Raw genomic sequence first — 22,601 nt, 5'->3', positions numbered from 1 at the left:
CTCAAGTATTCCCGGTCGTACGCCCACGATCCTGACCCCACCAGTGGTAGGACCGGCGAACGTACGCAGAACCGTGGCCTGGGTAGCTTCCCGAACTCCAGGCAGGCTGGACACCGCGCCTAGGCCAGAAGGCAGCCGGGCGCAACACCCCCTGCTAGGAGAACCCCGGCATGACCACTGTCGCTGCGTACGCCGCACCCGCCGCCAAGGCTCCGCTGGAGCGCACCACCATCGAGCGCCGTGCCGTCCGCGAGCACGACGTGCTGATCGACATCAAGTTCGCGGGCATCTGCCACTCCGACATCCACCAGGCCCAGGAGGGCTGGGGCCAGGCCACCTTCCCGATGGTCCCCGGCCACGAGATCGCGGGCGTCGTCTCCGAGGTCGGCCCGGGCGTCACGAAGTACCAGGTCGGCGACCGCGTGGGCGTCGGCTGCCTGGTCGACTCCTGCCGTGAGTGCGACAACTGCAAGGCCGGCGCGGAGCAGCACTGCACCGGCGGTTCCGTCGGCACGTACAACGCCGTCGGCAAGGACGGCGAGATCACCTACGGCGGCTACTCGCAGAAGGTCGTCGTCGACGAGAACTTCGTCGTCCGCATCCCCGACGGCCTGTCCCTGGACGTCGCCGCACCGCTGCTGTGCGCGGGCATCACCACGTACTCGCCGCTGAAGCACTGGGGAGCGGGCCCGGGCAAGAAGGTCGCCGTGATCGGCCTGGGCGGGCTCGGGCACATGGGCGTGAAGATCGCGCACGCGCTGGGCGCCGAGGTCACCGTCCTCTCCCAGTCGCTGCGCAAGAAGGACGACGGCCTGAAGCTGGGCGCCGACCACTACTACGCGACCAGTGACCCGAAGACGTTCAAGGAGCTCGCCGGCTCCTTCGACCTGATCCTGTCCACGGTGTCCGCGCCGCTGGACTTCGGCGCCTACCTCAGCCTGCTGAGGACGGGCGGCGCCCTGGTGAACGTGGGCGCCCCGGAGGAGCCCATCGCCCTGAACCTGTTCTCGCTGATCGGCGGCAACAAGACCCTCGCCGGCTCGGCGATCGGCGGCATCGCCGAGACCCAGGAGATGCTGGACTTCTGCGCCGAGCACGGCTTCGGCGCCGAGATCGAGCTGATCAACGCCGACCAGATCAACGAGGCGTACGAGCGTGTGCAGAACAGCGACGTGCGCTACCGGTTCGTGATCGACACGGCGACGATCTGACGTCCCGCCGCTGCCCGAGGGCCCCGGAGCCGCACTGCTCCGGGGCCCTCAGCGTGTCGCCGTACGCCGCCCCAGCAGCCACAGCAGATACGGCCCGCCGACCAGCGCGGTGAGCGCGCCGACCGGGATCTCCAGCGGGGGCAGCAGGGTCCGGGCCACGAGATCGGCGGCGACCAGGACGACCGCGCCCGTCAACGCGGCGTTGAGGAGCGGCAGTTGGGGCGTACGGGTGAGCCGTCGGGCCAGCTGCGGCGCGGTGAGCGCCACGAACCCGATCGGTCCGGCGGCGCCGGTCGCCGTGGCGGCGAGGACGACGCCGAGGACGGTGAGCCCGAGCCGGACCCGGTCGACCCGTACGCCGAGCCCGGCCGCGGTCTCGGGATCGAGCGCGAGGGACCGCAGCGCCCGGCTCGCCCACACCAGGGCGGGCAGGGAGAGACCCAGTACGACGGCGGGCGGCCCCGCCTGCTCCCAGCCGCGGCCGTTGAGGCTTCCGGTCAGCCACAGCTTGACCTGCTCGGCGGCCTCCAGCTCGCTGTCGGTGAGATAGAGCTGCACCACGGCCGACAGCGCGACGCCGATGCCGACGCCGGTGAGCACGAGGCGGCTCGGCTGCATTCCGCGCCGCCAGGCCAGTACGTAGACGAGGGCGGCCGCGCAGAGCCCGCCGAGCACGGACACGACGGGGAGGGCACCCGGCGAGCTGCCGACGCCGGTCGCCAGGGCGAGCACGGTCGCGGCGGCGGCCCCGTGTCCGACGCCGATGACGTCGGGGCTGGCCAGCGGGTTCCGGGTGACGGTCTGCACCAGCGCCCCGGCCAGCCCGAGCGCGGCACCGACGAGGGCGCCGACGGCGATCCGGGGGACGCGCAGTTCGTTGACGACGAGGTCGTACGGGCCGGATCCGGTGCGCAGGGTGCGCCAGACCTCGGCGGGCGGGAGGTACGTCTGGCCGGCACAGGCCGAGGTCAGCGCCACGGCGACGAGGATCCCCAGGAGGACGAGGGCCACGGCGGCGGAACGGCGGTGGAGGAGGAGGGAGACGCGGGGGTGGGGGCGCAGAAGGGTCGTGCCGGTCCTCAAGAGACCGCCCCTTTCCTCCGTACCAGCACCACCAGCGCCGGCACCCCCACCAACGCCGTCATCACCCCGGCCGGCACCTCCGCCGGCGCCCGCACCACGCGTCCCACCACATCGGCGCCCAGCAGCAGCGCGGCGCCCAGCAGCCCGGACAGCGGCAGCACCGCCGGGTACCCGCCGCGCACCAGCCGGCGGGCGAGATGCGGCACCGCCAGCCCCACGAACGCCACCGGCCCGGCCGCGGCCACCGCGGCGGCGGTCAGCAGGGTCGCCCCGGTCGCCGCGACGCCCCGCACCACCGACACCCGGTGCCCCAGCGCCCGAGCCGTCTCGTCGCCCAGCGCCAGCGCGTCCAGCCCCCGGGCGCAGGCCAGCACCAGGGCGGCCCCGACCAGGAGGAACGGCAGCATGCGTACGACCGTGTCCGCGTCCCGTCCGCTGAGCGCCCCGACCTGCCAGAACCGGAACTGGTCGAGCGTGGCCGAGCTGGAGGTCAGGACGACCGTCGTGGCGCCGGCCGTCATCGCCGACAGCGCGGTCCCCGCGAGGGCCAGCTTCACCGGCGACGCGCCGCCCCGCCCCCGGGCCGCGATGCCGTACACGAGACACGCGGCGACGACGGCACCGGCGAAGGCGTACCAGACGTAGCCGCCGAAGCCGTTCGCGAGGCCGAAGGCGATGGCGAGGACGACGCCGGCCGCGGCTCCCTGGCTCAGCCCGAGGATGCCGGGGTCGGCGAGCGGGTTGCGGGTGACGGCCTGGAGCGCGGCCCCGGCCGTCCCGAGCGCGGCGCCGGCCGCGAGCCCCACCTCGGTGCGCGGCAGCCGCAGCGACCGCACGACGAGCGCGTCCGGTGAACCGCCGCCGTGCAGCAGGGCGTCGAGCACGGCGGACGGCGGCACCGCGCGGGTGCCGACGGCGAGGCTGAGCACGGCCGCGGCGGCCACCGCGAGACCGGCTGCCGCGAAGGCCAGAGGGGACCTCACTTGCCGATGTGCTCGGCGAGCTGTCGTATCACCAGGCGTGCGGCGGTCGGACCGGCGTTGAGGTACCACGGGTCGTCGTCCACCCGCACGGCGTGCCCGGCCTTGACCGCCTTCATCGACTTCCACAGCGGCCCGGCGACGACGCTCGCCGCATCGGTCTTCGCCGCGTCCCCCTGCACGGAGTAGAAGATCCAGTCGCCGTCGGCGGTGTCGACGCTCTCGGGTCCGATGTCCTCGGAAATGGCGTGGAACCGCTGGGACTCGGGCCGCTTCAGCCCCATGTCCACGGCGATGGACCCGGTGAAGGACGAGACGCCGAACATCCGGGTCCGGTCCGGTGTGAACCGCACCATGGAGACGGCGGGGTCCCCTTCGACGGCCTGCCCCTGCTTCCCCGCGTCGGCGACGATGTCGTCCAGCAGTTTCCGCGCCTGCTGCCCCTTGCCGACGGCCTCGCCGACGAGCAGCAGGTCGCGCTTCCAGTTGACGCCGTTGCCGGCGGTGATCACGGTGGGCGCGATCTTCGACAGCTTGGGGTAGAGGTCGCCGAGCGAGTCGTTGGCGAGGATCAGGTCGGGCGCCGCGGCGGCCAGCGATTCGAGGTTGGGCGCCTGCCGGGTGCCCGCGTCGGTCATCCCGGCGAGCCGCGCCTTGTCCTCGGGGTAGGCGTCGGCGAGGTAGTCCGGCACGAGCCCGGCGTTGTCGGCGCGGGTCGTGGCCGTGGGGACGATGCCCAGGGAGAGCAGGTCGTCGAGCTGTCCGGTGCTGAGGACGGCGATCTTCTCGGGTGCGGCCTTGAGGGTCGTACGGCCCTGGAAGTGCTTGACGGTGCGCGGGAAGAAGCCGTCCTTGTCGGTGTCGGCGCCCATGCCGTCGGCGAGGGCGCTGGGCGCGGCGGAGGGTCCGTCGCCCTCGGCGGCGCCGATCACCTGGCTGCGCGAGCCGTCCTCCTTCGCGGTGCCGCCGCCCCCGCCGTCCGACGCGGCCGAACAGCCGGCGAGCAGCCCTCCGACGACGGCCGTGGCCAGGACGGCCCTCATTCCGACTGCACGCATGCCTGCACGCACCACTGCTCCCACCCGATCACGACCACTAAGGCGAGCCTTACCTTATCCCGGCCGGGCTCATGCGGAACGCGCGACTCCGGGGAGGCCGAGTACCGCGGCAGTAGAACCACCCCCGACCCAGGACCGATGCGCCGCACCACGGCCCTTGCCTAGCGTGGGATCAGGAGCCCGTCCGAACCGTGCACACGAGGAGGCAGCCCCGATGACCGTCCGGCTCAACCACACCATCGTCGCCGCGCACGACAAGCAGGCCTCGGCCCGGTTTCTCGCCGGCATCCTGGGCCTGGAGGTGAGCCCGCAGTACGGCCCGTTCATCCCGGTCGAGATCCCGAACGGTGTGACCCTGGACTACGCGGACTCCCCCGACGCCATCACGCCGCAGCACTACGCGTTCCTGGTCTCGGAGGACGACTTCGACACGATCTTCGGCCGGATCCGGGAGGCCGGTCTGACGTACTGGGCCGACCCGTACCACCGCCGCGCCGGCGAGATCAACCACAACGACGGCGGCCGCGGCGCCTACTTCGAGGACCCGAACGGCCACAACCTGGAGATCCTCACCAGGCCGTACGGCAGTGGCGGCTGACACCCTCGCAACCCCTGGACGTCACCCCTGGTACGGCGGCGCCGCCCCCCAGTTCCACCGCGGCACCGGCTGCTCCGCCGGCGGCACCGCGTCCGGCCCCGAGAAGTACACGGCCAGCCGCGTGCCCCACTCCACATACGCCAGGAACGCCGAGCGGAACTCCGCGTCCGTCGGCAGCCCCGCCTCGTCCGCCGCGTCCTGGATGAGGTCGACCCAGCGGCGTCGCTGGCGCTCGGTGATGCCGCGGCCCATGTGCCGGGCGACCATGTGGCCGTGCCCGCCCTGTGTCTCGGAGTAGCCGGGCGGGCCGCCGAAGACCTCGCCGAGCCAGCGGGCCACGTGTTCCGCGTGGGCGGGGTCCAGGTCGGCGAAGAGCGGCGCCAGGAGGTCGTCCTTGCGGACCTTGTCGTAGAACACCGAGGTCAGACGGTCGAAGGCCGCCCCGCCGCCCGCCCAGGCGTACAGCGACGGCACCGACGCGCCCGCGCCGCGGACCGTCGTCGGCTTGTAGTGCCGCATCTCCTGGATGTACGGGAGGTAGGGCCGGATCTCGGCGAGGAAGTCGGGAAACAGCTCCGACTCCCGGAAGCCCTCCATGTGGTCCCGCGTCGAGGTCCAGGTGATGCGCAGGACGTAGTGCTCGAAGTCGTCCTCGCAGCGTGCGAGTTCGTAGTCGACACAGTGCGGGGACGCGGCCAGCTGGGCCGCGGCGCGGGTGTAGGCGGCGAGGAACTCCGCCGACTGCTGCTCGGGAATGCGGTACCGGATGTATTCCACCGTGTGAGCCGTCATGGCCTCACGGAAACACGAACGCCCGCCGGAAGCTGCACTTCCGGCGGGCGTTCGCTGACGGCCTATTTCCCGTAATACGCGTGGTAGATCGAGATCGTCGACTTGTTGCCCTTCTTGTCGGCGATCTTGGCGTGGAAGGAGACGGCCTTCCCCTTCGCCGGGTTCTTCACGGTGATCCTGCCGTTCCTGACGTCGAGTTTCTTCCAGGTCTGGCCGTAGTCGTACGACACGTACACGTGCAGCGACTTCAGGTTGCTGCCCGCCGCCGCGCCCTCGACGGTGACCGGGAACGTCACCTTCCTGTCGGCCTCGACCCGGCTGTCCAGGCCCGTCTTCGCGTGGAAGCGGACTGTGGAGGCCGGGAGCACCGCCTGCTCGGTGGACGGCTTCTTGGAGCGGAAGGTCCAGCTCGCGTCGATCCGCGTGGAGGCGGCCGCGACCTTGACGCTCCGCTTGACCGAGGTCGTCAGCCTGTACTCGGCGTCCCCGGCCGGGACCTTGAACGTCCCGCCGCCGAACACCGTGTCGTCGTAGCTGCCGATCTTGGTGCCGTTGCGGTACAGGCTCGTGGTCGCCGAGGTGAAGACCGAGGAGCCCGCGTGCTTGCCGGCGTCCGCGAACACCGGCAGCTGGCCGTAGATGTCGTTGCCCTCACGGAAGAGGCCGTACTCCTTGTCGACGCGCGGGCCGAAGACCGCCGTGTTGAAGGTGTTGGAGTAGCTCTGGCCCGCCTTGTAGGTCCGCGACTCGCCCAGGGAGTAGGACGCGTCGATCACCGGGAGGCCGTCCGCGTCCCGGCCGGCGTACTGCTCGAAGTCGAACGACCACTGGATCTTGTCGGACGTGGACAGGTACACCGTCCGCGTGCCCGGCAGCTTCTGCTCGACCGGGTCGCTGACGATGCCGCCGTCGGGGAAGCTGCCCGCGGTGAGCAGCCCGCCGGTCTTGCCGGGGGCCGCGGCGCCGAGGCCGTTCTTCACCTTGGCGAGCTCACTCGCCTTGAAGTGGCGGACCTTGTCGCCCTGGATCTTCTTGACCCTGGCCACCGTGGCCACGTTGTACTCGGTGTCCGCGCCCTTGGTCCACTGGCCGTTCCAGGTCTGGCTCAGGCCGCTCGCGACCGCCGGACCGACGTGTGCCATGCGCAGGTTGGCGAAGGTGTCGACGCTGATGCCGAGGCCGATGCCCGCCGGGTCGTAGAAGTAGTCACCGCCGGCGGCCACCTGCTTGGCCCGCGCGTCCGGCACGGTGATGTCGGCCGCCCTGGTGGTGCGGGCGTCGATCGTCACGGAGGTGTTCCCGGTGAGGTCCAGCTTCGGCTGGACCAGCCAGTCGAGCCCGCCCTCGAAGGACTCCGGGTCCTTGTCGACGTAGGCGTTCAGCAGATACGAGCCCCTGGGCAGCCGCAGCTTGGTGATACCGGACTCGGTCACCGGCACCTTCTGGTCCAGGTTCGTCGCCAGGCCCGAGTACCCGAACAGGGTGGTGTCGTACTCGGAGGCCGGCTTGCCGTCCCGGCCGATGTGCTTGACGGTGACGTCGTACGACTCCACCTCGCGCTGCACCGCGGCGGCCGTACGGACGCTCTGCCCGCCGCCCGTCGCCGTGACGTACGCGGAGTAGGCGCCGTCGAGCGTGCCGCCCAGCCTGGTGTTGACGGTGAGGTCGACGGCGGCCTCCTTGCCCGCCGGAACCGTCACCTTCGCCGCCCCCAGCTTGAAGTAACCCTCCGGAGCCGGCCGGCCCTTGGGGTCCGTGGCCGTCACGGCGAGGGCGAGCGTGACGTCCTGGGTGCCGAAGTTGCGGTAGGTCAGCTTCCTGGTGTCCGGCTTGTCGTCGGTGTGCGGCCACTGCTGCACACCGAAGCTCACCGACGCCGGTTCGGCGATCACGGTCTGCTTGATGGCCCTGTCGACCTGGATACGGCCCGAACCCTGCTGGAACGGCGTGTACTTGCCGCCCTTGGCGGACCCGGTCAGCGCGCCCTTGAGTTCGGCGTACGTCCAGTCCGGGTGCTGCTGCTTGAGGATCGCCGCCGCGCCCGCGACATGCGGGGTCGCCATCGACGTGCCCTCGATGGTCAGGTAGCCGGGCGGGTTCTCGCCGACCTCCTGCTCGATGAGGCTGCCCTTGGCGGACGCTGCCGTGATGGCGACGCCCGGCGCGGTCACGTCCGGCTTGACGGCGCCGTCCCCGAGCCGGGGGCCGGTGCTGGACCAGGGCGCGAGCACGTCCTTGTCGTCGACGGCTCCTACGGTGAGCGCGGCCTCCGCGCTGCCGGGTGAACCGAGGCTCTCCGGGCCGGCATTGCCCGCCGCGATGGCGAAGAGGATGCCCTTCTCGGCGGACAGCTTGTTGACCGCTGCCTCCAGCGGGTCGGTCTCCGGGGTGTCGGCGCCGCCCAGGCTCATGTTGACGACCTGGGCGCCCTGCTCGGCGGCCCACTCCATGCCGGCGAGGATGCCGGAGTCGTCGCCGAAGCCGTCGTCGTCGAGGACCTTGCCGCTGATGAGGTCGGCGCCGGGTGCCACACCCTTGTACTTGCCGCCCGACTTGACGCCGGTGCCCGCCGCGATGGACGCGACGTGCGTGCCGTGCCCGTACTTGTCCTGCGCGGTGGCGGCAGGGGTGAAGTTCTTGGCGGCGACGACCTGGTCCTTGAGGTCGGGATGGGTCGCGTCGACCCCGGTGTCCAGGACGGCGATCTTGACGCCCTTGCCGTCGTAGCCGGCCGACCACGCCTTGGGGGCGCCGATCTGGGCCACTGACGTGTCGAGGCTCGCCTTGCGGACGCCGTCGAGCCAGACGTGCGCGATGCCGGAGGCGGTCCGGTCACCGTTGGTGAGCGCGTCCCACAGATCGGGCGTGTCCCGCTGCGAGGTCTGTACCGCGTCCGCGTTCAGGGACGTCAGGGTCCGGCGCAGCTTGCCGGCGTCGCGGACGTCCGCCTTGGCGCCGGTGGCGGCGCCCTTGTAGCCGACGATGACCTTCAGGCCCTTGGCCTGGGAGGTACGGATCGCGGACCTGGTCAGTTCGGTGAGGTCGAACAGCCGCTGGTCGAGCTTGCCCGCCGCGACCAGCCGGGCCGCGTCGGCCGGGATCACGAGGGTGTGCCCGCGGATCTCGCGGATCTGGACGGGTATGTGCCCGCGCCCCTTCGCCCGCTCCAGGCCGACCACCCGGCCCTTGGAGTCGACGGCGACCCGGTCACCCGTGATCAGGGTGACGCGGTGGGGGGAGGCGGGTGAGTGAGCGGTGCCGGAGGCGCTCTGCTCCGGTTCGGCCGACGCCGGGCTGGTCATTCCCGAGGCGAGGGCCACGGCGGCCGCCATGGCGACGGAGGCCGCACATACGCTTTTGAGTTGTCTGCGCAAGATTCCCCCTTGCAGATGGTCCGGGCGAATTCCCCTTCACCCGGCAGGGGGAGGTCACGTACGCATTACACGTCACCCCCCGGAATACGCAGTATGCCGAGGGGTGATCAGGGGCCTCAATAGATGAGAAGAGGGTAAGAAGCCCGCCGGTCAACTGTTACGCGGCGGCGAGAACTCCGTTACACATCGCTCAAGTTACGCTCCTGCGTTTTCCTTGACACTGATGCGCCGCGGGTGAGGAACGTGGCCGCGCTGTCAGCGGCCGGAGCCTCCAGATGTGGTGCTCCGGTGAAAATCAGCTGCCTCACGAGCTGACGGACACCATGTGCGTACATGGTTGAAGGTGGCATCTCTTGATGTGAACTAGGCCTGAGGCAAGGCAAGTTGATGCAGGGATTGCTGCGTGTACCGCAGCTGTGGCAGAACAGGGGGACCGACGTTGACACCTCCGGTTGAGGACGGGGACGTGACGGCGGCGGAGGGTCCGGTGTGGGGAAGTGGCAGTGGTCGTGAGGCCGTGAGGGCCGCCACTGCCAAGGTCCTCAAGGCCGACGGCAGTGTCGCCGGCGCGAGCTTTCTGGTCCATGAGGACTTGGTCGTCACCTGTGCGCACGTCGTGGAGGCCGCCGGGCAGGGCCCCGACGGGCAGGTGCGCCTCGCCTTCCCTCATCTGCCGGACCAGCCCGAGAGGACCGGGCTGGTGCTGGCCGACCGGTGGCGGGCATCGGAGGCGGAGGACATCGCTGTCGTACGGCTGGAGAGTGCCCTGCCGGGTGCCGTGCCGTTGCCGATGAGGTCGGCGCGGGGGCGTCAAGGCAATGACGTGTTCTCGTTCGGGTTCCCCTCCCAGGCGATAGCGGACGGCCACTACGGCTATGCCAAGGCCGGTGACGTGACCCACTCCGAAGGTGTGGGCGACTTGTTGCAGCTGTCCGACGGCAACAGCCTGACGACCGGGTTCAGCGGTGGACCGGTCGTGGACGAGCACACGGGTCTGGTGATCGCCATGGTCAACTCGATCACCCCGACGGACGCCCACTCCAGAGGGCAGAACATGGCCTACGGCACGCCCACCGATGAACTGCGCAAGGTGTGCCCGGAGTTGGTCTGGACCCAGGTGCCTCCCTACCGGGGGCTGGAATCGTTCGACGCGGAACACGCGAAGTTGTTCAAAGGCCGGGACTCCGCTGTGCGGATCGTGACGGCAGCCCTGGAACAGCACCCTCGCGCGCTCTTGCTCCTCGGCCCATCGGGCGCCGGCAAGTCCTCCTTGATCAACGCCGGAGTGCTCCCTGCCCTGGTCAAGGGAGGCATCCCAGGCAGTGCCCAGTGGTCACACGTGGTCGCCCGGCCAAACCAGGACCTGCTCACCGCACTTGAGGATGCCGGACTGCCCGGGGCCGCCACCGACGGCATTCTGCCCGCGGTCAAACGCCGTCTGGCGGATGAGGGCTGCGCTCGTCTGGTCCTGGTCATCGACCAGTTCGAGGAGTTGCTCACCCAGCAGCCGACGCCGGCAGAGGGAGCCCCCGCCTCCGACAGACGTACGGCTGTCGCCGGTCAACTCGTCGAACTGATCCGCTCACGCGTGCCCGTGAGCCTGATCCTGATCATGCGCAACGACTTCTACGCCCCCCTTGAGGCCCTGGCCCCCGACCTCATGAACACCGTGCTGCCCGGCCTGGTCAACGTCCCCCGGACGCTGACCACCGAGGAGCTCGAAGAGATCATCACCGGGCCCGCCAACGAGGTCGGCATCGGCGTCGAGAGCGGCTTGGCGGACTTGATCGTCCGGGACATCCTCCACACCGCCGGTACCGCCAACGACCAGGTGCCGGTCACTCTGCTCCCGCCCCTGGAGCTGGCACTGAGCCAACTGTGCGAAAAGCTCGACGAGCACGACGGCCGCCTCACGCGCCAGGGCTATCGCGATCTCGGCACCGTGACCGGCGCCTTGAAGAACTGGTGCAACGGCGCCATCGACGAGTTGGAGAACGACGCCCAGGGCGCGATGGCCCAGAGGATCCTGACCGCGCTCGTACGGCCCGCGGACGACGCCAACGGCATCCCGGCGACACGCCGTCAGGTCCCCCTCACCCGACTACGCGCGCTGGCAGCGGCCCCCAAGCCCGAGAAACCCGCTCCCGAGACCAGCTCCGCCGAGGCACCACCCCCAGTCCCCGAAGCCGGGGAACCCGCTCCCGAGGCCGACTTCGACAAGGTGCTGGCCGCCCTGACCAGCCACCGCATGATCGCCATCGGCACCATGCCGAAACCCGGACAGAGTCCCGGCGAACCGGCGGCGGAGCTCATCCACGATGCCCTCATCCGCGACTGGGGCGAACTGCGCGACTGGGTCGACGAGGACCGCCAGTTCCAGGTCTGGCTGGACCGCGCCACAGAACAGGCGAAACTGCACGCTCAGAAACAGCTTCCCGGAGACCTGCTGGACGGAAGCCTCCTGAGCGAAGGGCTTGAGTGGCACCGCAAGCGCTCACTCCCGCAGGACGTCGCCGCGCTCCTGACCACGAGCGAACAACACCAGAACGCCGCGCTCCGCCGCACCCGGCGCTTCAACGCCATCCTCGCCGGCGCGCTCGCCCTCGCCCTGATCGCGGCGGGGGTGGCCTTCGTCTCGCGGCAGAATGCCATTGCCGCGCAGCAGCAAGCGGAATCACGACAACTCGCCGCAGAGTCACGGCAGATCGCAGCCGAATCGACCAACCGGCTGAGCACGGATCCTGACCTGGCTTCCCTGCTGGCGGTCAAGGCGTACAGGCTGAGCCCTACCGATGAGGCGAAGGGCGCTCTCTACGCGGTCGCGGACATTCCGTTGCGACGCATACTCACCGCGCCCGGCGACGGCAGGATTTCCGAGGTTGCGTTCAGTCATGACGGCAAGACCCTCGCCACCGGCATCAACGACGTCACGGGACGCGTAGAGCTGCTGGATCCACTCTCCGGCAAATCCCGCGCCACGTTCCGAGGAGACGACGACCACCCGTACGCGATGGCGTTCAGTTCCGATGGAAATACTCTCGCCACCGTCAACTTCGGCGCTGCCGGCCGCACGCTGCGGGTGTGGGATGCGGCTTCCGGACGTTCCCGCACCACACGGGGTCTCACCTATAAGGTCACGGGATCAACGGTGTTCAGCCCTGACGGCAAGACCGTCGCATACGGCAATGAGAACGGCGACGCAGAACTGTGGGATGTGGCCTCCGGAGCAATCCGCGCCAGACTTCATAGCCCCGGTCGCCATGTCTACCGCGTGGCCTTCAGTCCTGCCACCAAGAGCCTCGCCACCCTCGTGTTTGATCCGGACGACGAGAGTGACACCGCCGTGCAGCTATGGGTCATGCATTCTGGCGAGTTCCGCCCCAAGGGCAAGCGTTTCCCTGTCAACGGGTTTTCGATCGCGTTCAGCCCCGACGGCAAGACCGTCGCTGTCGACGGCGAGGATGACAACGTCCAGCTGTGGGACATCGCTTCCGGTAAGGCCCGACGCACGATCAAGGGCGGCGGCAATGTGAAAGTGCTGAAGTACAGCCCCAACGGCAAGACCCTCGCCATCGGTAGTGACGACGGCAGCGTGCGGCTCTGGGACACCGTTTCCGGTGAAGTCCGCGCCACGCTCAAGGGCCACACCAGCGAGGTGGACTCGATGGTGTTCAGCCCTGACGGAAAAACCCTGGCCACCACGAGCGAGGGGGGCGAGGTGCGGCTATGGGATATGACCGCACACGAATCTCGGCACGTTCTCAGAAGTGACCAGTTTGTAAACTCCCTGACGTTCAGCCCCGACGGCAGGACCCTCGCGACCGGAACGATGGAGGAGCTCTATAACCCGCAGCCCAACGTCGGCATTACCGATGATCTGTGGGACGTGACTTCTGGCAAGCCCCCGTACACGTTGGCGGATCCCATTGACCCCCTTGATCCCTTTGACAACCACAGCGGCAGCGACTGGTACTTGGCTGCTTTCAGCCCAGACCGAAAAACACTCGCTACCGACGACCGTAACGGCGCTGTGCGGCTGTGGGACGCGACCTCCGGAAGACCTCTGTACAAGACGGCGGATTACGACTCGCTTGACTTCATGATATTTAGCCCGGACGGCAAGACACTCGCGTTCGGCGACGACGCCGGTACCGTGCGGCTATGGGATACGGCTTCCCGCCAGACCCGCGCCTCCTTCCACAGCGACAACGCCTCCGCGGCCTGGGTGGCGTTCAGCCCTGATGGAAAGAGCCTCGGTGTAGTCAGTGAAAGCGAGGACGATCTGAGAATTTGGGATGTGGCCACCGGCAAGTCACGGTTCACGCTGAAGGATGCCGTTGAGGGGACGATGATGTTCAGCCCAGACGGCAAAACCCTCGCCACCGGCGACGGCGACGGCGACGGCGACGGCACCGTGAAGCTATGGGACATGACAACCGGAAAGTCGCGGCACCTGGTAACGGATCCCCTCGGGCTGAACTCCATGGCGTTCAGCCCCGACGGCGAGATCATCGCCATCGGCGGCGAGGACGGCACCGTACGCCTGTGGGACGCGGCCTCGGGCCAGTCCCGCACCATGCTCAGGGGCCATACGGCCGACGTGACCACGGTGGTGTTCAGCCCGGACGGCAAGACCCTTGCCACCGCCGGCGACGAGGAGACTGTACGCCTGTGGTACGTGGCATCCGGTAGCTCCCGCGCCGTTCTCAAGGGCCACACCGATCTGGTGACAGCGATGGCTTTCAGCCCAGACGGCAAAACCCTTGCCACCGCTGACGATGACCACACCGTACGCCTGTGGAATGTGGCTCTCCCCGAAGCCGACCAGATCGCCCGGAACGTCTGCCGAATCATCGACCGGAATTTCACCAAGGACGAGCAGTCCATGTATCTGCACAGCCAGGCATCCGACCCGGTGTGCCCGGATTCCGCGGCTTACACAGAGCGCTGAAGGCATTCCCCCAGCTCGCACCAGACTGTCTTACGGCCCGCCTCCCGTTCCACGCCCCAACGCCGGGCCACCGCGTCGAGGAGGGCAAGGCCACGGCCGGACTCGTCCGTGGGGGTGGCCCGGAGCAGGACCGGCCGGGAACCCGGCTCCGGGTCGGTCACCTCGACCCGCGTCCACCCGTTGCCCGTGCCCAGAACCCGGACCGTCACCGGGGTGCCCTCCCCGAGATGGTCGATGACGTTCGTCAGCAACTCGCTCGCGCACAGGCGGACGTCGAAGCTGTGGTGCCGGAGGTGATGGCGCAGTTCGGGCACCGACTTGGGGGTGGCGAGGAGACTCAGCTCGAAGGTCACCGTTCGGCCGCCTCACGGAGTACGGCGGCCAGGGCGCGGGCGGTCGCGGTGTTGCAGTTCCCGAGCGCGACGAGGGCGGCGGGGGGCGAGTAGGAGCCCGCGAAGGTCGGCAGGTCCGCTCGGAGTGAGGGGAGCGTGATGCCGCGCAGGGCGAGGGCGGCGCGGAGCTCCTCCGCGCAGAGGGTCGTGTCGCAGGGGGTGGGCATCGAGTGAGGGCCTTTCTGTGGCTCGTTGCGTTCAGTGACGAATCGCTCACAGATTGGCGTGTGGCTGGCTACCGTAAAAGAGGCTTCGCGTTCGCGAGCTGGGCTGCGGAAGGTGAACGATGGCACAGCGCAAGGACATTGACGGCTCGATGAGCGTCCCGACGTTCTACGGCAAGGAGTTGAGGTGGAAGCGGGAAGCGGCAGGGCTGTCCCTGGAGGGGCTGCTCGAAGGCAGCTTCTACGGCAAGACGTACCTCAGCGACATCGAGCGCGGGGAGCGGCGGATGCCGTTGGATCTGGCTCGGCATGTGGATCGGGTGCTGAGGACTGACGGCTACTTCGAGCGGAACTGCGAGGATGTTCGGAAGGCGCGGCGGGCGGGGCACGCCGGGTACTTCGAGAAGGTCCTGGAGGCGGAGAAGCACGCCCTCACCATCGAGGAGTGGTGCCCCACGCTCTTGCCGGGGCTGCTTCAGACTCCGGCCTACGCGCGGGCCGTCATCCTGGCAGGTCTCCCGCTCTCCCTCGACACCGAGGTGGAGGAGAAGGTCAACGCCCGAATGGCGCGCGCCGATCTCTTCGAGGCGGACCACCACAATCCGGAGTACTGGGTGATCCTGCACGAGTCGCTGATCACCGAACCGTTCCTGGAGAACCAGGACATGGCCACGCAGCTCGACCACATTGCGGAGTTGGCGGACCGACGCCGGATCACTCCGCAGATCATTCCGCGGAAGCAGAGGGCGTACCCCCTGATGGCCGCCTCGGTCATGACCATGACGTTTCCGGACGCGCCGCCGCTGGTGTACACCGAGGCGTCCTACACCGGTGACACCATCGATGATCCAGTCTTCGTGGACCAGTACCGCAAGGCATACGATCGGCTCAGGGCCGTCGCGCTGTCACCAGACACGTCCCTCGCCATGATCAAGGCTGCGGCAGAGGATTACCGAAATGGCAAGCAACCGGATCGACTTGAGTGACGCTCTCTGGTTCAAGAGCAGCTACAGCAACGAAAGCGGCGGCAACTGCGTCGAGATCGCCAGCGACTTCCCCGGCGCCGCCCTCTGGCGCAAGTCGAGCTACAGCAACGGCAGCGGCGGCGACTGCGTCGAGGTCGCCGACAACATCCCCGGCCTCGTCCCCGTACGCGACTCCAAGGCCCCCGACGGCCCGGCCCTGCTCCTCACCGCCCACGCCTGGACCCCCTTCGTCACCGGGCTCAAGGGCGACGTACGGCCGCTCTGAACTCCCCCACCTCACCCCTCCTTGACGAGTCCGAGCGCACGCGGCCGAGTCAGGCTTGCGGCGAGTACCGACGGTGTACTTTCCTAGATGGAAGAAGCCCCCGCCACGGCGGGCACCGTGACAGGGGCTTCAGCTCAACAGGCGCTTTGGTGGAAGGCCCCTAATTTGGCTGGGGGCCTCCCGCTACCTGGCGAGCAGCCAGAGCCACCACCTCCTCACGTGCTTGGCCCACCTTTCCGGCAGGCACCGGATGATCCGGCACACGAGAGTCGGTTTTGGCTTGGCATGACGTCCCACAGGGTGCGCCTCCCTTTCCATAGGGAGGCGGCCTTTTTCATTGCCCGGAACCGCCCCGCTTCGGGCCGGGCCCCGATGGGGAGGGGCCCGGAACAAGGGAGGCGCACCCGAAGGCGCGTCACATGCCGGACTTTACCGGCAACTCCCTTGTGCGAAGCGAAACTTGAAGGCGGCCACCCGATCGGGTGGCCGCCTTCATCAGCTCATGTCAGCGCCCCAGGGCGCCCCCTGCCCCAGCAGCCGTCAGACCGCCGAACCGGCCTTCCACTGCGCCCAGTCCATGTTCCAGCCGTTGAGGCCGTTGTCCGGGGCGATGGTCTTGTCGCCGGTGTTCTCGACGACCACCACGTCGCCGACGATCGAGTTGTTGTAGAACCAGTAGCCCGCGGTGCCCTTGTCGTTGGCGCCCTTGGTGTCGGACAGGCCCACGCAGCCGTGGCTGGTGTTGACGCTGCCGAAGATGGACTTCGCGCCCCAGTAGTTGCCGTGGATGAAGGTGCCGGAGCTGGACAGACGGATGGCGTGCGGCACGTCCTTGATGTCGTACTCGCCCTTGCCGTCGTCGTCCGTGAAGCCCACGGTCGCGCCGTTCATGCGCGTCTCCTTGAACTTCTCGGACATCACCATGACGCCTTCGTAGGTCGTGTTCTCCGGGGAGCCCGCGGAGATCGGGATGGTCTTGATGGTCTTGCCGTCCTGCGTGACCTTCATCTGCTTGGTCTTCGCGTCGACGTACGAGATCTGGTTGCGGCCGATCTTGAAGGTGACCGTCTTCTCCTGGACGCCGTAGACACCGTCGGCGCCCTCGACCCCGTCCAGGGCCATCTTCAGGGTGACGGTCGAGCCGCCCTTCCAGTACTCGTCGGGCCGGCAGTCCATGCGGGTGTCGTTGAACCAGTGGCAGACGACTTCCTGGCCGCTGGTCGAGGTGACGGTGACGCCCTTCTGGACGGCCGCCTTGTTGGTGATCGACTTGTCGAAGTTGATCGAGACCGGCATGCCCACGCCGACCGTGGAGCCGTCCTCCGGCGTGAAGTAGCCGAGGAAGCTGTTCTTCGGGGAGACCGTGGTGAAGGAGGCGTTCTCGTGGGCCTCCAGGCCCTTGGCATCCTTCGCGGTCACGGCGACCTTGTAGGTCGTGGAGCGCTCCAGCTGGGCGTTGGGCTTCCAGCTGGTCTTGTCCGCGGATATCGCGCCCTCGACCACGGCGCCCTCGGCGGTCGTCATCGTCACCTCGGTGAGCGTGCCCTTGCTCACGGTGACGGCGGCGGAGTTGTTGATGGAGGCGTTGTCGGTGCCGTCCTCGGGCGTGATCTTGATCTGCGCCGCGGAGGTCTCCTTGGCCGCCGCCTCGTCGACCTTGGACTGCGAGCTGTCCCCGCCGTCGCTGCCTGAGGCGCTGTCGTCGCCGCCGGAGCAGGCCGAGAGCACCAGGACACCGCCGAGCAGTGCGGACGCGACCGTCAGGCCCTTGCGCCGCTTACTGTTCGTCATCACACGCTTCTCCATTGTTCCCGAATCCCCAAAACGCCCGAGAGTCCCCGTCAAGGATCTTCAACGCTACGACCGGTTCGTCCCGTTCCACATCCCATGCACGTGTGGGGCACACCACGCCTTCGAGGCCGGTGGTGCGGGTGTCGGTCAGTGCGCCCCATGAGACGACGAAACCCCGGGCGGCGGTTGCCGCCCGGGGTCACGATTTCCCCAAGAAGCCTCAGCCGGCCCGCCCGGCCCCTTCGCCGTCGAAGTCCTCGCCCTCATCATCCTCGTCGAGGTCCCACTCGGGCGAATCCGGGTCGTACTCGACGTGCTCGCTGGACCAGGAGGCCTGCGCGAGGTCGACCCCGGGTACCTCGCTGACCAGGTCGAACGGGTCGACGAGATAGGCGAGGGCCTCCGCAGTGTCTTCCGTCACAGCGGCCTCGGCGTGGGTCCGCTCGTCGTCCGGCACGGTCGTGTCGTCGGCGATCCGCCGCAGCGCGGCCTTGGTGACGGCGTCCTGGTCGTCCACTTCGAGGACGAGTTCCACGCGAAGCCGTACAAAACGTGAGGTTTCTGGAGTGCTCATGCCCGGAGCGTACGGCCCTTTTCTCCCGTGACTTTCCCGTGACCCGCGACTTTCACTAACATCGCCCCACACGGCCAATTCGCCAGCGCCACAAGGGGATCGATATTCCGTGTCCGCCGCTCACCGATCGTCGTCCACCGCACGCCGATCGCTGCTGACCGCCACCGCCGCGGGAGCCCTGCTGGGCGCCCTGTGGTTCGTGCCCTCCGCGAACGCGACGGGCGACGATCCGGCCAGAGCAGAGCCTTCGGCGAGCCCCACGTCACAGGTCACCCAGCAGGCGCGGGTCACGTCCGAGGGCACGCGGGACACCACCGCGAACGGCACCCGGCTCGCCGACACCGGCAGCTTCGACACCACGCCGTACATCGTCGGCGGGACCGTCTCCCTCGCGCTGGGCGCGGGCTTCGTCGCGTATTCGGTTCGCCGGGAACGTCTCGGTTTTTGAAATAACTTGACGCTCCCTTCACCCGGGCTTCATAGTCCGCCCATGAAGAGATCATCGGGCGTGCGTGTAGCCGCCACGGTTGCCGTGAGCGCGCTGTCGCTCGCCCTTGTCACGGGTTGCGGGGGTGACTCCGGCGGTTCCGACGCGAAGGCGCTCTCGGCCGCGGAGTTGAAGAAGTCGATCATCGCTCAGGGCGATGTCGACGGTTACAAGGTGGACGCCTCCGGCAAGCAGCTGCCGAAGTCCAAGGACCAGGTCAAGAGCAGCGACGAGAAGTGCGCGCCGCTCGCCTACGCGATGGGCGGTCTGGCGCCGGGTGACGCGGCCTCGAACACGGCCGTGATGACCACCGAGGACAAGAAGAAGCCCACCGACAGTGCCTCCAAGTCGCTGGAGGACCTGACCGAGGGCGAGATCGAGGACTCGCTGACCGACGCGATGAGCCTCAACATGACGGTCGTGGGCCTGTCGTCGTACGACGGTTCCGGCGCCGAGGACACCTTCAAGTCCGTGTCGGACGCGGTGAAGAGCTGCTCCGGCGGCTTCCCCGTCGTCATGCAGGGCGCCGACCAGAAGCTCACCAAGATCACCTCGGAGAAGGCGTCCGGGGCCGGTGACGAGTCGGTGGCGTTCGCCGCGGTGAGCGACAACGACGGCGACGTGGGCACCACGCACGTCGAGGTGGTGCGGCACGGCAGCACCATCGCCACGTACTACACGATCAACCTCGGTCTGATGATGACCGACAAGGCGTACGACGTCCCGTCCGCCCTCATCGAGGCGCAGGCCGCCAAGCTGAAGTAACCCGTTCCGACCGCATCGGGGGCCCTGTCGGCCGTACGGCAGGGCCCCTCTCGCGTCACTGGAGCGGCCCGGTGACCTTCTCCGCCGCCGCGACCAACTCCCCGCCGCGCACGAACGCGTCGGCCGCAGCGAGGTCGGGCGCCAGGAACCGGTCCGGTCCGGCGCCCTGGACCCCGGCGGCCCGTACGGCGTCGATGACGGCCTGCGAGGCCGGCGCGGGGGCGAGCCCCTCCCGCAGCTCGATGGCCCGGGTGGCGGCGTACAGCTCGACGGCGAGCACACGCGTGAGGTTGTCGACGGCGGTACGGAGCTTGCGCGCGGCCGACCAGCCCATGGAGACGTGGTCCTCCTGCATGGCGGAGGACGGAATGGAGTCGGCGGACGCGGGCACGGCCAGCCGCTTCAACTCGCTGACCAGGGCGGCCTGGGTGTACTGGGCGATCATCAGGCCCGAGTCGACACCCGCGTCGTCGGCGAGGAACGGCGGCAGCCCGTGGCTGCGGTTCTTGTCCAGCAGCCGGTCCGTGCGCCGCTCGGCGATGGAGGCGAGGTCGGCGACGGCGATGGCGAGGAAGTCGAGGACGTAGGCGACGGGCGCCCCGTGGAAGTTGCCGTTGGACTCGACACGCCCGTCAGGCAGCACAACGGGGTTGTCGACGGCCGAGGCCAGCTCCCGCTCCGCGACGACCCTCGCGTGCGCCAAGGTGTCCCGCCCGGCCCCGGCGACCTGCGGAGCGCACCGTACGGAGTACGCGTCCTGCACGCGCGGCGCGTCGTCCTGGTGATGCCCGGTCAGCCCCGAACCCTTCAGCACAGCCAGCATGTTGGCGGCGGAGGCGCCCTGCCCCGGGTGCGGCCGGATGGCGTGCAGCTCGGGGGCGAGCACCTTGTCGGTGCCGAGGAGCCCTTCGAGGCTCAGCGCGGCGGTGACGTCGGCGGACTTGTAGAGGAGGTCCAGATCGGCGAGGGCCATGACGAGCATCCCGAGCATGCCGTCGGTGCCGTTGAGGAGGGCGAGCCCTTCCTTCTCACGCAGCTCGACCGGCGCGATGCCATGCTCGGCGAGCAACTCCCCGGCGGGCCTCACGTCCCCCTCCGGCCCCTCGGCGTCCCCCTCGCCCATCAGCGTGAGGGCGCAGTGCGACAGGGGAGCGAGGTCACCGGAGCAGCCCAGCGAGCCGTACTCGTGGACGACGGGGGTGATACCGGCGTTGAGGATGTCGGCCATGGTCTGCGCGACCTCGGGCCGCACGCCCGTGTGCCCCGAGCAGAGGGTCTTGAGCCGCAGGAACATCAGCGCCCGTACGACCTCCCGCTCCACCCGCGGCCCCATCCCGGCGGCGTGCGAACGAACGATGTTCCGCTGCAACTGGGCCCGCAGCTCCTGGCTGATGTGCCGGGTCGCCAGGGCCCCGAAGCCGGTGGAGACGCCGTAGACGGGGTCCGGCTTGGCGGCCAGCGCCTCCACGACCTCCCGCGCCGCACCGAGCGCCGCGACGGCCTCGCCGGACAACTCGACCCGGGCTCCGCCCCGCGCCACGGCAAGAACGTCGGACGCGGTGACCCCGGACGTCCCCACCACCACAGTGTGCATATCCATATTCAGGAGCGTACGCAGTGAAGACGAAGATGTCACTAGTGGGTGGGCCGTACACCCCTTACAGCGTGCACGCCCCGCTTGTAGTGCCGCGCTGTGTCGTGCCTCGTCCGCGGCGGCATCGTGGCCGCTCGCGCAGTTCCCCGCGCCCCTTACGGCTCCGCCGCCCAGGCACCTCCAGCCCGTCCAGCGCTTGAGGACGAACCACCACCGCCCCAACCCCCACCCACCCGCAGAGGGCTACGCCGGCCCAGACATCTTCAGCCCGTCCGGCGTTTGAGGACGAGGCCCGCAGGGCCGATCAGGGGGGTCTGGGGGCGCAGCCCCCAGGGATGGGACGGGTAGGGGCGGCGGGGGCGAGGAACTCACGGCAGCCGGCCACGGAAGCGGCGCCGCTCCGCGCTCCCCTCCCCGAAGGGCTCGTCGGCGAGCCGCACCACAGGATCGTCCGGCCCCTCCCGCCCCGCCACCACAGGCCGCCCGGCCCGCACGGCCTTGGCCCGGTACTGCGCGGCATCAGCCAACCGGAACAACCGCCGCGCGGACCGCACCACCCCGATCGCGTCCTCGGTGGAAGCCACCCCACACGCGACCCCCTCCCCCAACTCCAACTCCCCCGCCCGCCGACACAGTTCATCAGCGGCCTTCACCACCTCGTCCGCGGCCGACCCCACGGCCAGCAGACAGAACTCGTCCCCCCCGAGCCGCGCGGCCAACGCCCCCGGCAACATGGCCCCGCACACCGACAGCACCGACCCGAACCGCTCCAACAGCCGATCCCCGACCGCATGCCCCTGAGTGTCGTTGACCCGCTTGAGCCCATTGAGGTCACAGACGACGAGGCTGACCACGACCCCCTCACTGCGATGCCGCTCGACCGCCTCCTCCAACCGCACATCGACGGCCCGCCGATTCGCCAGCCCGGTCAGCGCGTCGGTGAACGCCAACCGCCGCGCCTCCTCCAGCCGCTCACTCTGCGCAAGCCCCGCCGCCACCACGGAGGCGAGCACGGTGGCGAAATCGGCGTCCCCCCGGTCGAAGACGGGCGCACCGGCGGGACGGGCGACATAGAGCTCCCCCCAGGCCCGCCCGTGCAGCACGAGCGGCGCGACCACACAGCACCCCCGCCCACGCCGCCGAAGAGCGGCGACCCGCTGATGGCAGTACCCGGGATGCCCGGTCGCCGGCCCCTCGGCCGTCTCCACCCAGGCGTTGGGCTCACCCCCGGCGGCCCACCGCTCGTGCAGGAACTCGGCGATCTCCGGGAACTGATGCACCGGATAGGCCTCGTCCCCCGGGAACTCCTCCTCGCCCTCCGCGCGGTCCCCCACGTTCACGAGCACCCGCAACCGCCCGAGCTCCCGCTCCCACACCGACAGCGCGGCAAAACTCCCGGCCAACGCCCGACACGCCCCGAGCGCCGCCGCCCGCCAGGACTCACGCGGGGTGTGCGCCGCCGCCATCCCCTGCGCCAGCGCCACCACGGCCGCGAGCCGTCTGTCCTCACCCATCACTCCAGGCTAGGGAGTTTTA

18 protein-coding genes and 1 pseudogene are annotated in these 22,601 nt (G+C 69.3%); 7 read left to right on the top strand and 12 right to left on the bottom strand.

Going from position 1 to position 22,601, the window contains the following annotated elements; genetic code table 11:
- Positions 1-170 precede the first annotated feature (170 nt).
- Complete coding sequence (locus AQJ67_RS27570) at positions 171-1,211, top strand: NAD(P)-dependent alcohol dehydrogenase (RefSeq protein ID WP_062721982.1); 1,041 nt, start codon at positions 171-173, stop codon at positions 1,209-1,211.
- A 48-nt stretch (positions 1,212-1,259) separates the two neighbouring features.
- On the opposite strand, the gene AQJ67_RS27565 is transcribed toward AQJ67_RS27570, so the two are convergent.
- The 3 genes from AQJ67_RS27565 to AQJ67_RS27555 are packed head-to-tail and all read right to left on the bottom strand — an operon-like array spanning position 1,260 to position 4,332.
- A complete protein-coding gene (locus AQJ67_RS27565) occupies positions 1,260-2,294 on the bottom strand; it encodes a FecCD family ABC transporter permease (RefSeq protein WP_062721981.1) in 1,035 nt (344 codons plus the stop codon).
- The gene (locus AQJ67_RS27560; protein ID WP_062721980.1) at positions 2,291-3,277 is read right to left on the bottom strand and encodes a FecCD family ABC transporter permease; all 987 of its coding nucleotides are present in this window, start codon (positions 3,275-3,277) and stop codon (positions 2,291-2,293) included. The genes AQJ67_RS27565 and AQJ67_RS27560 overlap by 4 nt, the downstream gene beginning before the upstream one ends.
- On the bottom strand, positions 3,274-4,332 hold the full coding sequence (locus AQJ67_RS27555) for an ABC transporter substrate-binding protein (protein WP_062721979.1): 1,059 nt from the start codon (positions 4,330-4,332) through the stop codon (positions 3,274-3,276). The genes AQJ67_RS27560 and AQJ67_RS27555 overlap by 4 nt, the downstream gene beginning before the upstream one ends.
- A gap of 214 nt (positions 4,333-4,546) precedes the next feature.
- Here AQJ67_RS27555 and AQJ67_RS27550 point away from each other — a divergent pair, with 214 nt between their 5' ends.
- Positions 4,547-4,930 carry a VOC family protein gene (locus AQJ67_RS27550; RefSeq protein WP_062721978.1) on the top strand — a complete coding sequence of 128 codons (384 nt, stop codon included), beginning with the start codon at positions 4,547-4,549 and terminating at the stop codon, positions 4,928-4,930.
- A 21-nt stretch (positions 4,931-4,951) separates the two neighbouring features.
- On the opposite strand, the gene AQJ67_RS27545 is transcribed toward AQJ67_RS27550, so the two are convergent.
- Positions 4,952-5,722: a group II truncated hemoglobin gene (locus AQJ67_RS27545; protein ID WP_062721977.1), complete on the bottom strand. Its 771-nt coding sequence runs from the start codon at positions 5,720-5,722 to the stop codon at positions 4,952-4,954.
- A gap of 62 nt (positions 5,723-5,784) precedes the next feature.
- Complete coding sequence (locus AQJ67_RS27540; RefSeq protein WP_062721976.1) at positions 5,785-9,054, bottom strand: S8 family peptidase; 3,270 nt, start codon at positions 9,052-9,054, stop codon at positions 5,785-5,787.
- Between the two features lie 508 nt (positions 9,055-9,562).
- On the opposite strand from AQJ67_RS27540, the gene AQJ67_RS27535 reads away from it, so the two are divergent.
- The gene (locus tag AQJ67_RS27535) at positions 9,563-14,047 is read left to right on the top strand and encodes an nSTAND1 domain-containing NTPase (RefSeq protein WP_063807375.1); all 4,485 of its coding nucleotides are present in this window, start codon (positions 9,563-9,565) and stop codon (positions 14,045-14,047) included.
- Here the strand turns inward: AQJ67_RS27535 and AQJ67_RS27530 are convergent.
- Positions 14,032-14,400, bottom strand: a complete 369-nt coding sequence (locus AQJ67_RS27530; protein ID WP_062721974.1) for an ATP-binding protein — start codon at positions 14,398-14,400, stop codon at positions 14,032-14,034. The genes AQJ67_RS27535 and AQJ67_RS27530 overlap by 16 nt on opposite strands.
- Positions 14,397-14,606, bottom strand: coding sequence for a hypothetical protein (locus AQJ67_RS27525; protein ID WP_062721973.1), 210 nt, complete (start codon positions 14,604-14,606; stop codon positions 14,397-14,399). The genes AQJ67_RS27530 and AQJ67_RS27525 overlap by 4 nt, the downstream gene beginning before the upstream one ends.
- A gap of 119 nt (positions 14,607-14,725) precedes the next feature.
- On the opposite strand from AQJ67_RS27525, the gene AQJ67_RS27520 reads away from it, so the two are divergent.
- Both AQJ67_RS27520 and AQJ67_RS27515 read left to right on the top strand, forming a co-directional pair.
- Positions 14,726-15,589 (top strand): helix-turn-helix domain-containing protein, encoded by an 864-nt coding sequence (locus AQJ67_RS27520; RefSeq protein ID WP_208615053.1) that lies wholly within the window; start codon positions 14,726-14,728, stop codon positions 15,587-15,589.
- Positions 15,561-15,854 carry a DUF397 domain-containing protein gene (locus tag AQJ67_RS27515; RefSeq protein WP_062721972.1) on the top strand — a complete coding sequence of 98 codons (294 nt, stop codon included), beginning with the start codon at positions 15,561-15,563 and terminating at the stop codon, positions 15,852-15,854. The genes AQJ67_RS27520 and AQJ67_RS27515 overlap by 29 nt, the downstream gene beginning before the upstream one ends.
- Positions 15,855-16,394: 540 nt before the next feature.
- Here AQJ67_RS27515 and AQJ67_RS27510 read toward each other — a convergent pair.
- Positions 16,395-17,645, bottom strand: coding sequence for a L,D-transpeptidase (locus AQJ67_RS27510; protein WP_062721971.1), 1,251 nt, complete (start codon positions 17,643-17,645; stop codon positions 16,395-16,397).
- Positions 17,646-17,865: 220 nt separating this feature from the next.
- Entirely contained in the window at positions 17,866-18,219 is a 354-nt protein-coding gene (locus tag AQJ67_RS27505) for a hypothetical protein (protein WP_062721970.1), read from the bottom strand.
- A gap of 151 nt (positions 18,220-18,370) precedes the next feature.
- Here AQJ67_RS27505 and AQJ67_RS27500 point away from each other — a divergent pair, with 151 nt between their 5' ends.
- Positions 18,371-18,667 carry a hypothetical protein gene (locus AQJ67_RS27500; RefSeq protein WP_062722078.1) on the top strand — a complete coding sequence of 99 codons (297 nt, stop codon included), beginning with the start codon at positions 18,371-18,373 and terminating at the stop codon, positions 18,665-18,667.
- 42 nt (positions 18,668-18,709) lie between these two features.
- Positions 18,710-19,471 (top strand): hypothetical protein, encoded by a 762-nt coding sequence (locus AQJ67_RS27495; RefSeq protein WP_208615052.1) that lies wholly within the window; start codon positions 18,710-18,712, stop codon positions 19,469-19,471.
- A 55-nt stretch (positions 19,472-19,526) separates the two neighbouring features.
- Here AQJ67_RS27495 and hutH read toward each other — a convergent pair whose 3' ends face one another.
- The 3 genes and pseudogenes from hutH to AQJ67_RS27485 form a co-directional block, all read right to left on the bottom strand.
- Complete coding sequence (gene hutH / locus AQJ67_RS27490) at positions 19,527-21,065, bottom strand: histidine ammonia-lyase (protein ID WP_062721968.1); 1,539 nt, start codon at positions 21,063-21,065, stop codon at positions 19,527-19,529.
- Positions 21,066-21,326: 261 nt separating this feature from the next.
- Positions 21,327-21,524, bottom strand: a pseudogene (locus AQJ67_RS50785) (cobyrinate a,c-diamide synthase); the annotation flags it as partial.
- The gene (locus AQJ67_RS27485) at positions 21,434-22,579 is read right to left on the bottom strand and encodes a GGDEF domain-containing protein (RefSeq protein ID WP_062721967.1); all 1,146 of its coding nucleotides are present in this window, start codon (positions 22,577-22,579) and stop codon (positions 21,434-21,436) included. The pseudogene AQJ67_RS50785 and the gene AQJ67_RS27485, both read right to left, overlap by 91 nt.
- Positions 22,580-22,601 lie beyond the last annotated feature (22 nt).

The organism is Streptomyces caeruleatus (assembly GCF_001514235.1).
Lineage (GTDB): Bacteria > Actinomycetota > Actinomycetes > Streptomycetales > Streptomycetaceae > Streptomyces > Streptomyces caeruleatus.
This window is presented reverse-complemented; position numbering and strand designations above follow the sequence as displayed.

What these genes read in the sequence shown, in the direction of transcription:
- AQJ67_RS27515 (WP_062721972.1), top strand. Translation starts at nt 15,561, where the DNA reads ATGGCAAGCAACCGGATCGACTTGAGTGACGCTCTCTGGTTCAAGAGC.
- AQJ67_RS27505 (WP_062721970.1), bottom strand. Translation starts at nt 18,219, where the DNA reads ATGAGCACTCCAGAAACCTCACGTTTTGTACGGCTTCGCGTGGAACTC.
- AQJ67_RS27520 (WP_208615053.1), top strand. Translation starts at nt 14,726, where the DNA reads ATGGCACAGCGCAAGGACATTGACGGCTCGATGAGCGTCCCGACGTTC.
- AQJ67_RS27495 (WP_208615052.1), top strand. Translation starts at nt 18,710, where the DNA reads ATGAAGAGATCATCGGGCGTGCGTGTAGCCGCCACGGTTGCCGTGAGC.
- AQJ67_RS27525 (WP_062721973.1), bottom strand. Translation starts at nt 14,606, where the DNA reads ATGCCCACCCCCTGCGACACGACCCTCTGCGCGGAGGAGCTCCGCGCC.
- AQJ67_RS27485 (WP_062721967.1), bottom strand. Translation starts at nt 22,579, where the DNA reads ATGGGTGAGGACAGACGGCTCGCGGCCGTGGTGGCGCTGGCGCAGGGG.
- hutH (WP_062721968.1), bottom strand. Translation starts at nt 21,065, where the DNA reads ATGCACACTGTGGTGGTGGGGACGTCCGGGGTCACCGCGTCCGACGTT.
- AQJ67_RS27545 (WP_062721977.1), bottom strand. Translation starts at nt 5,722, where the DNA reads ATGACGGCTCACACGGTGGAATACATCCGGTACCGCATTCCCGAGCAG.
- AQJ67_RS27550 (WP_062721978.1), top strand. Translation starts at nt 4,547, where the DNA reads ATGACCGTCCGGCTCAACCACACCATCGTCGCCGCGCACGACAAGCAG.
- AQJ67_RS27555 (WP_062721979.1), bottom strand. Translation starts at nt 4,332, where the DNA reads ATGCGTGCAGTCGGAATGAGGGCCGTCCTGGCCACGGCCGTCGTCGGA.
- AQJ67_RS27540 (WP_062721976.1), bottom strand. Translation starts at nt 9,054, where the DNA reads ATGGCGGCCGCCGTGGCCCTCGCCTCGGGAATGACCAGCCCGGCGTCG.
- AQJ67_RS27510 (WP_062721971.1), bottom strand. Translation starts at nt 17,645, where the DNA reads ATGACGAACAGTAAGCGGCGCAAGGGCCTGACGGTCGCGTCCGCACTG.
- AQJ67_RS27570 (WP_062721982.1), top strand. Translation starts at nt 171, where the DNA reads ATGACCACTGTCGCTGCGTACGCCGCACCCGCCGCCAAGGCTCCGCTG.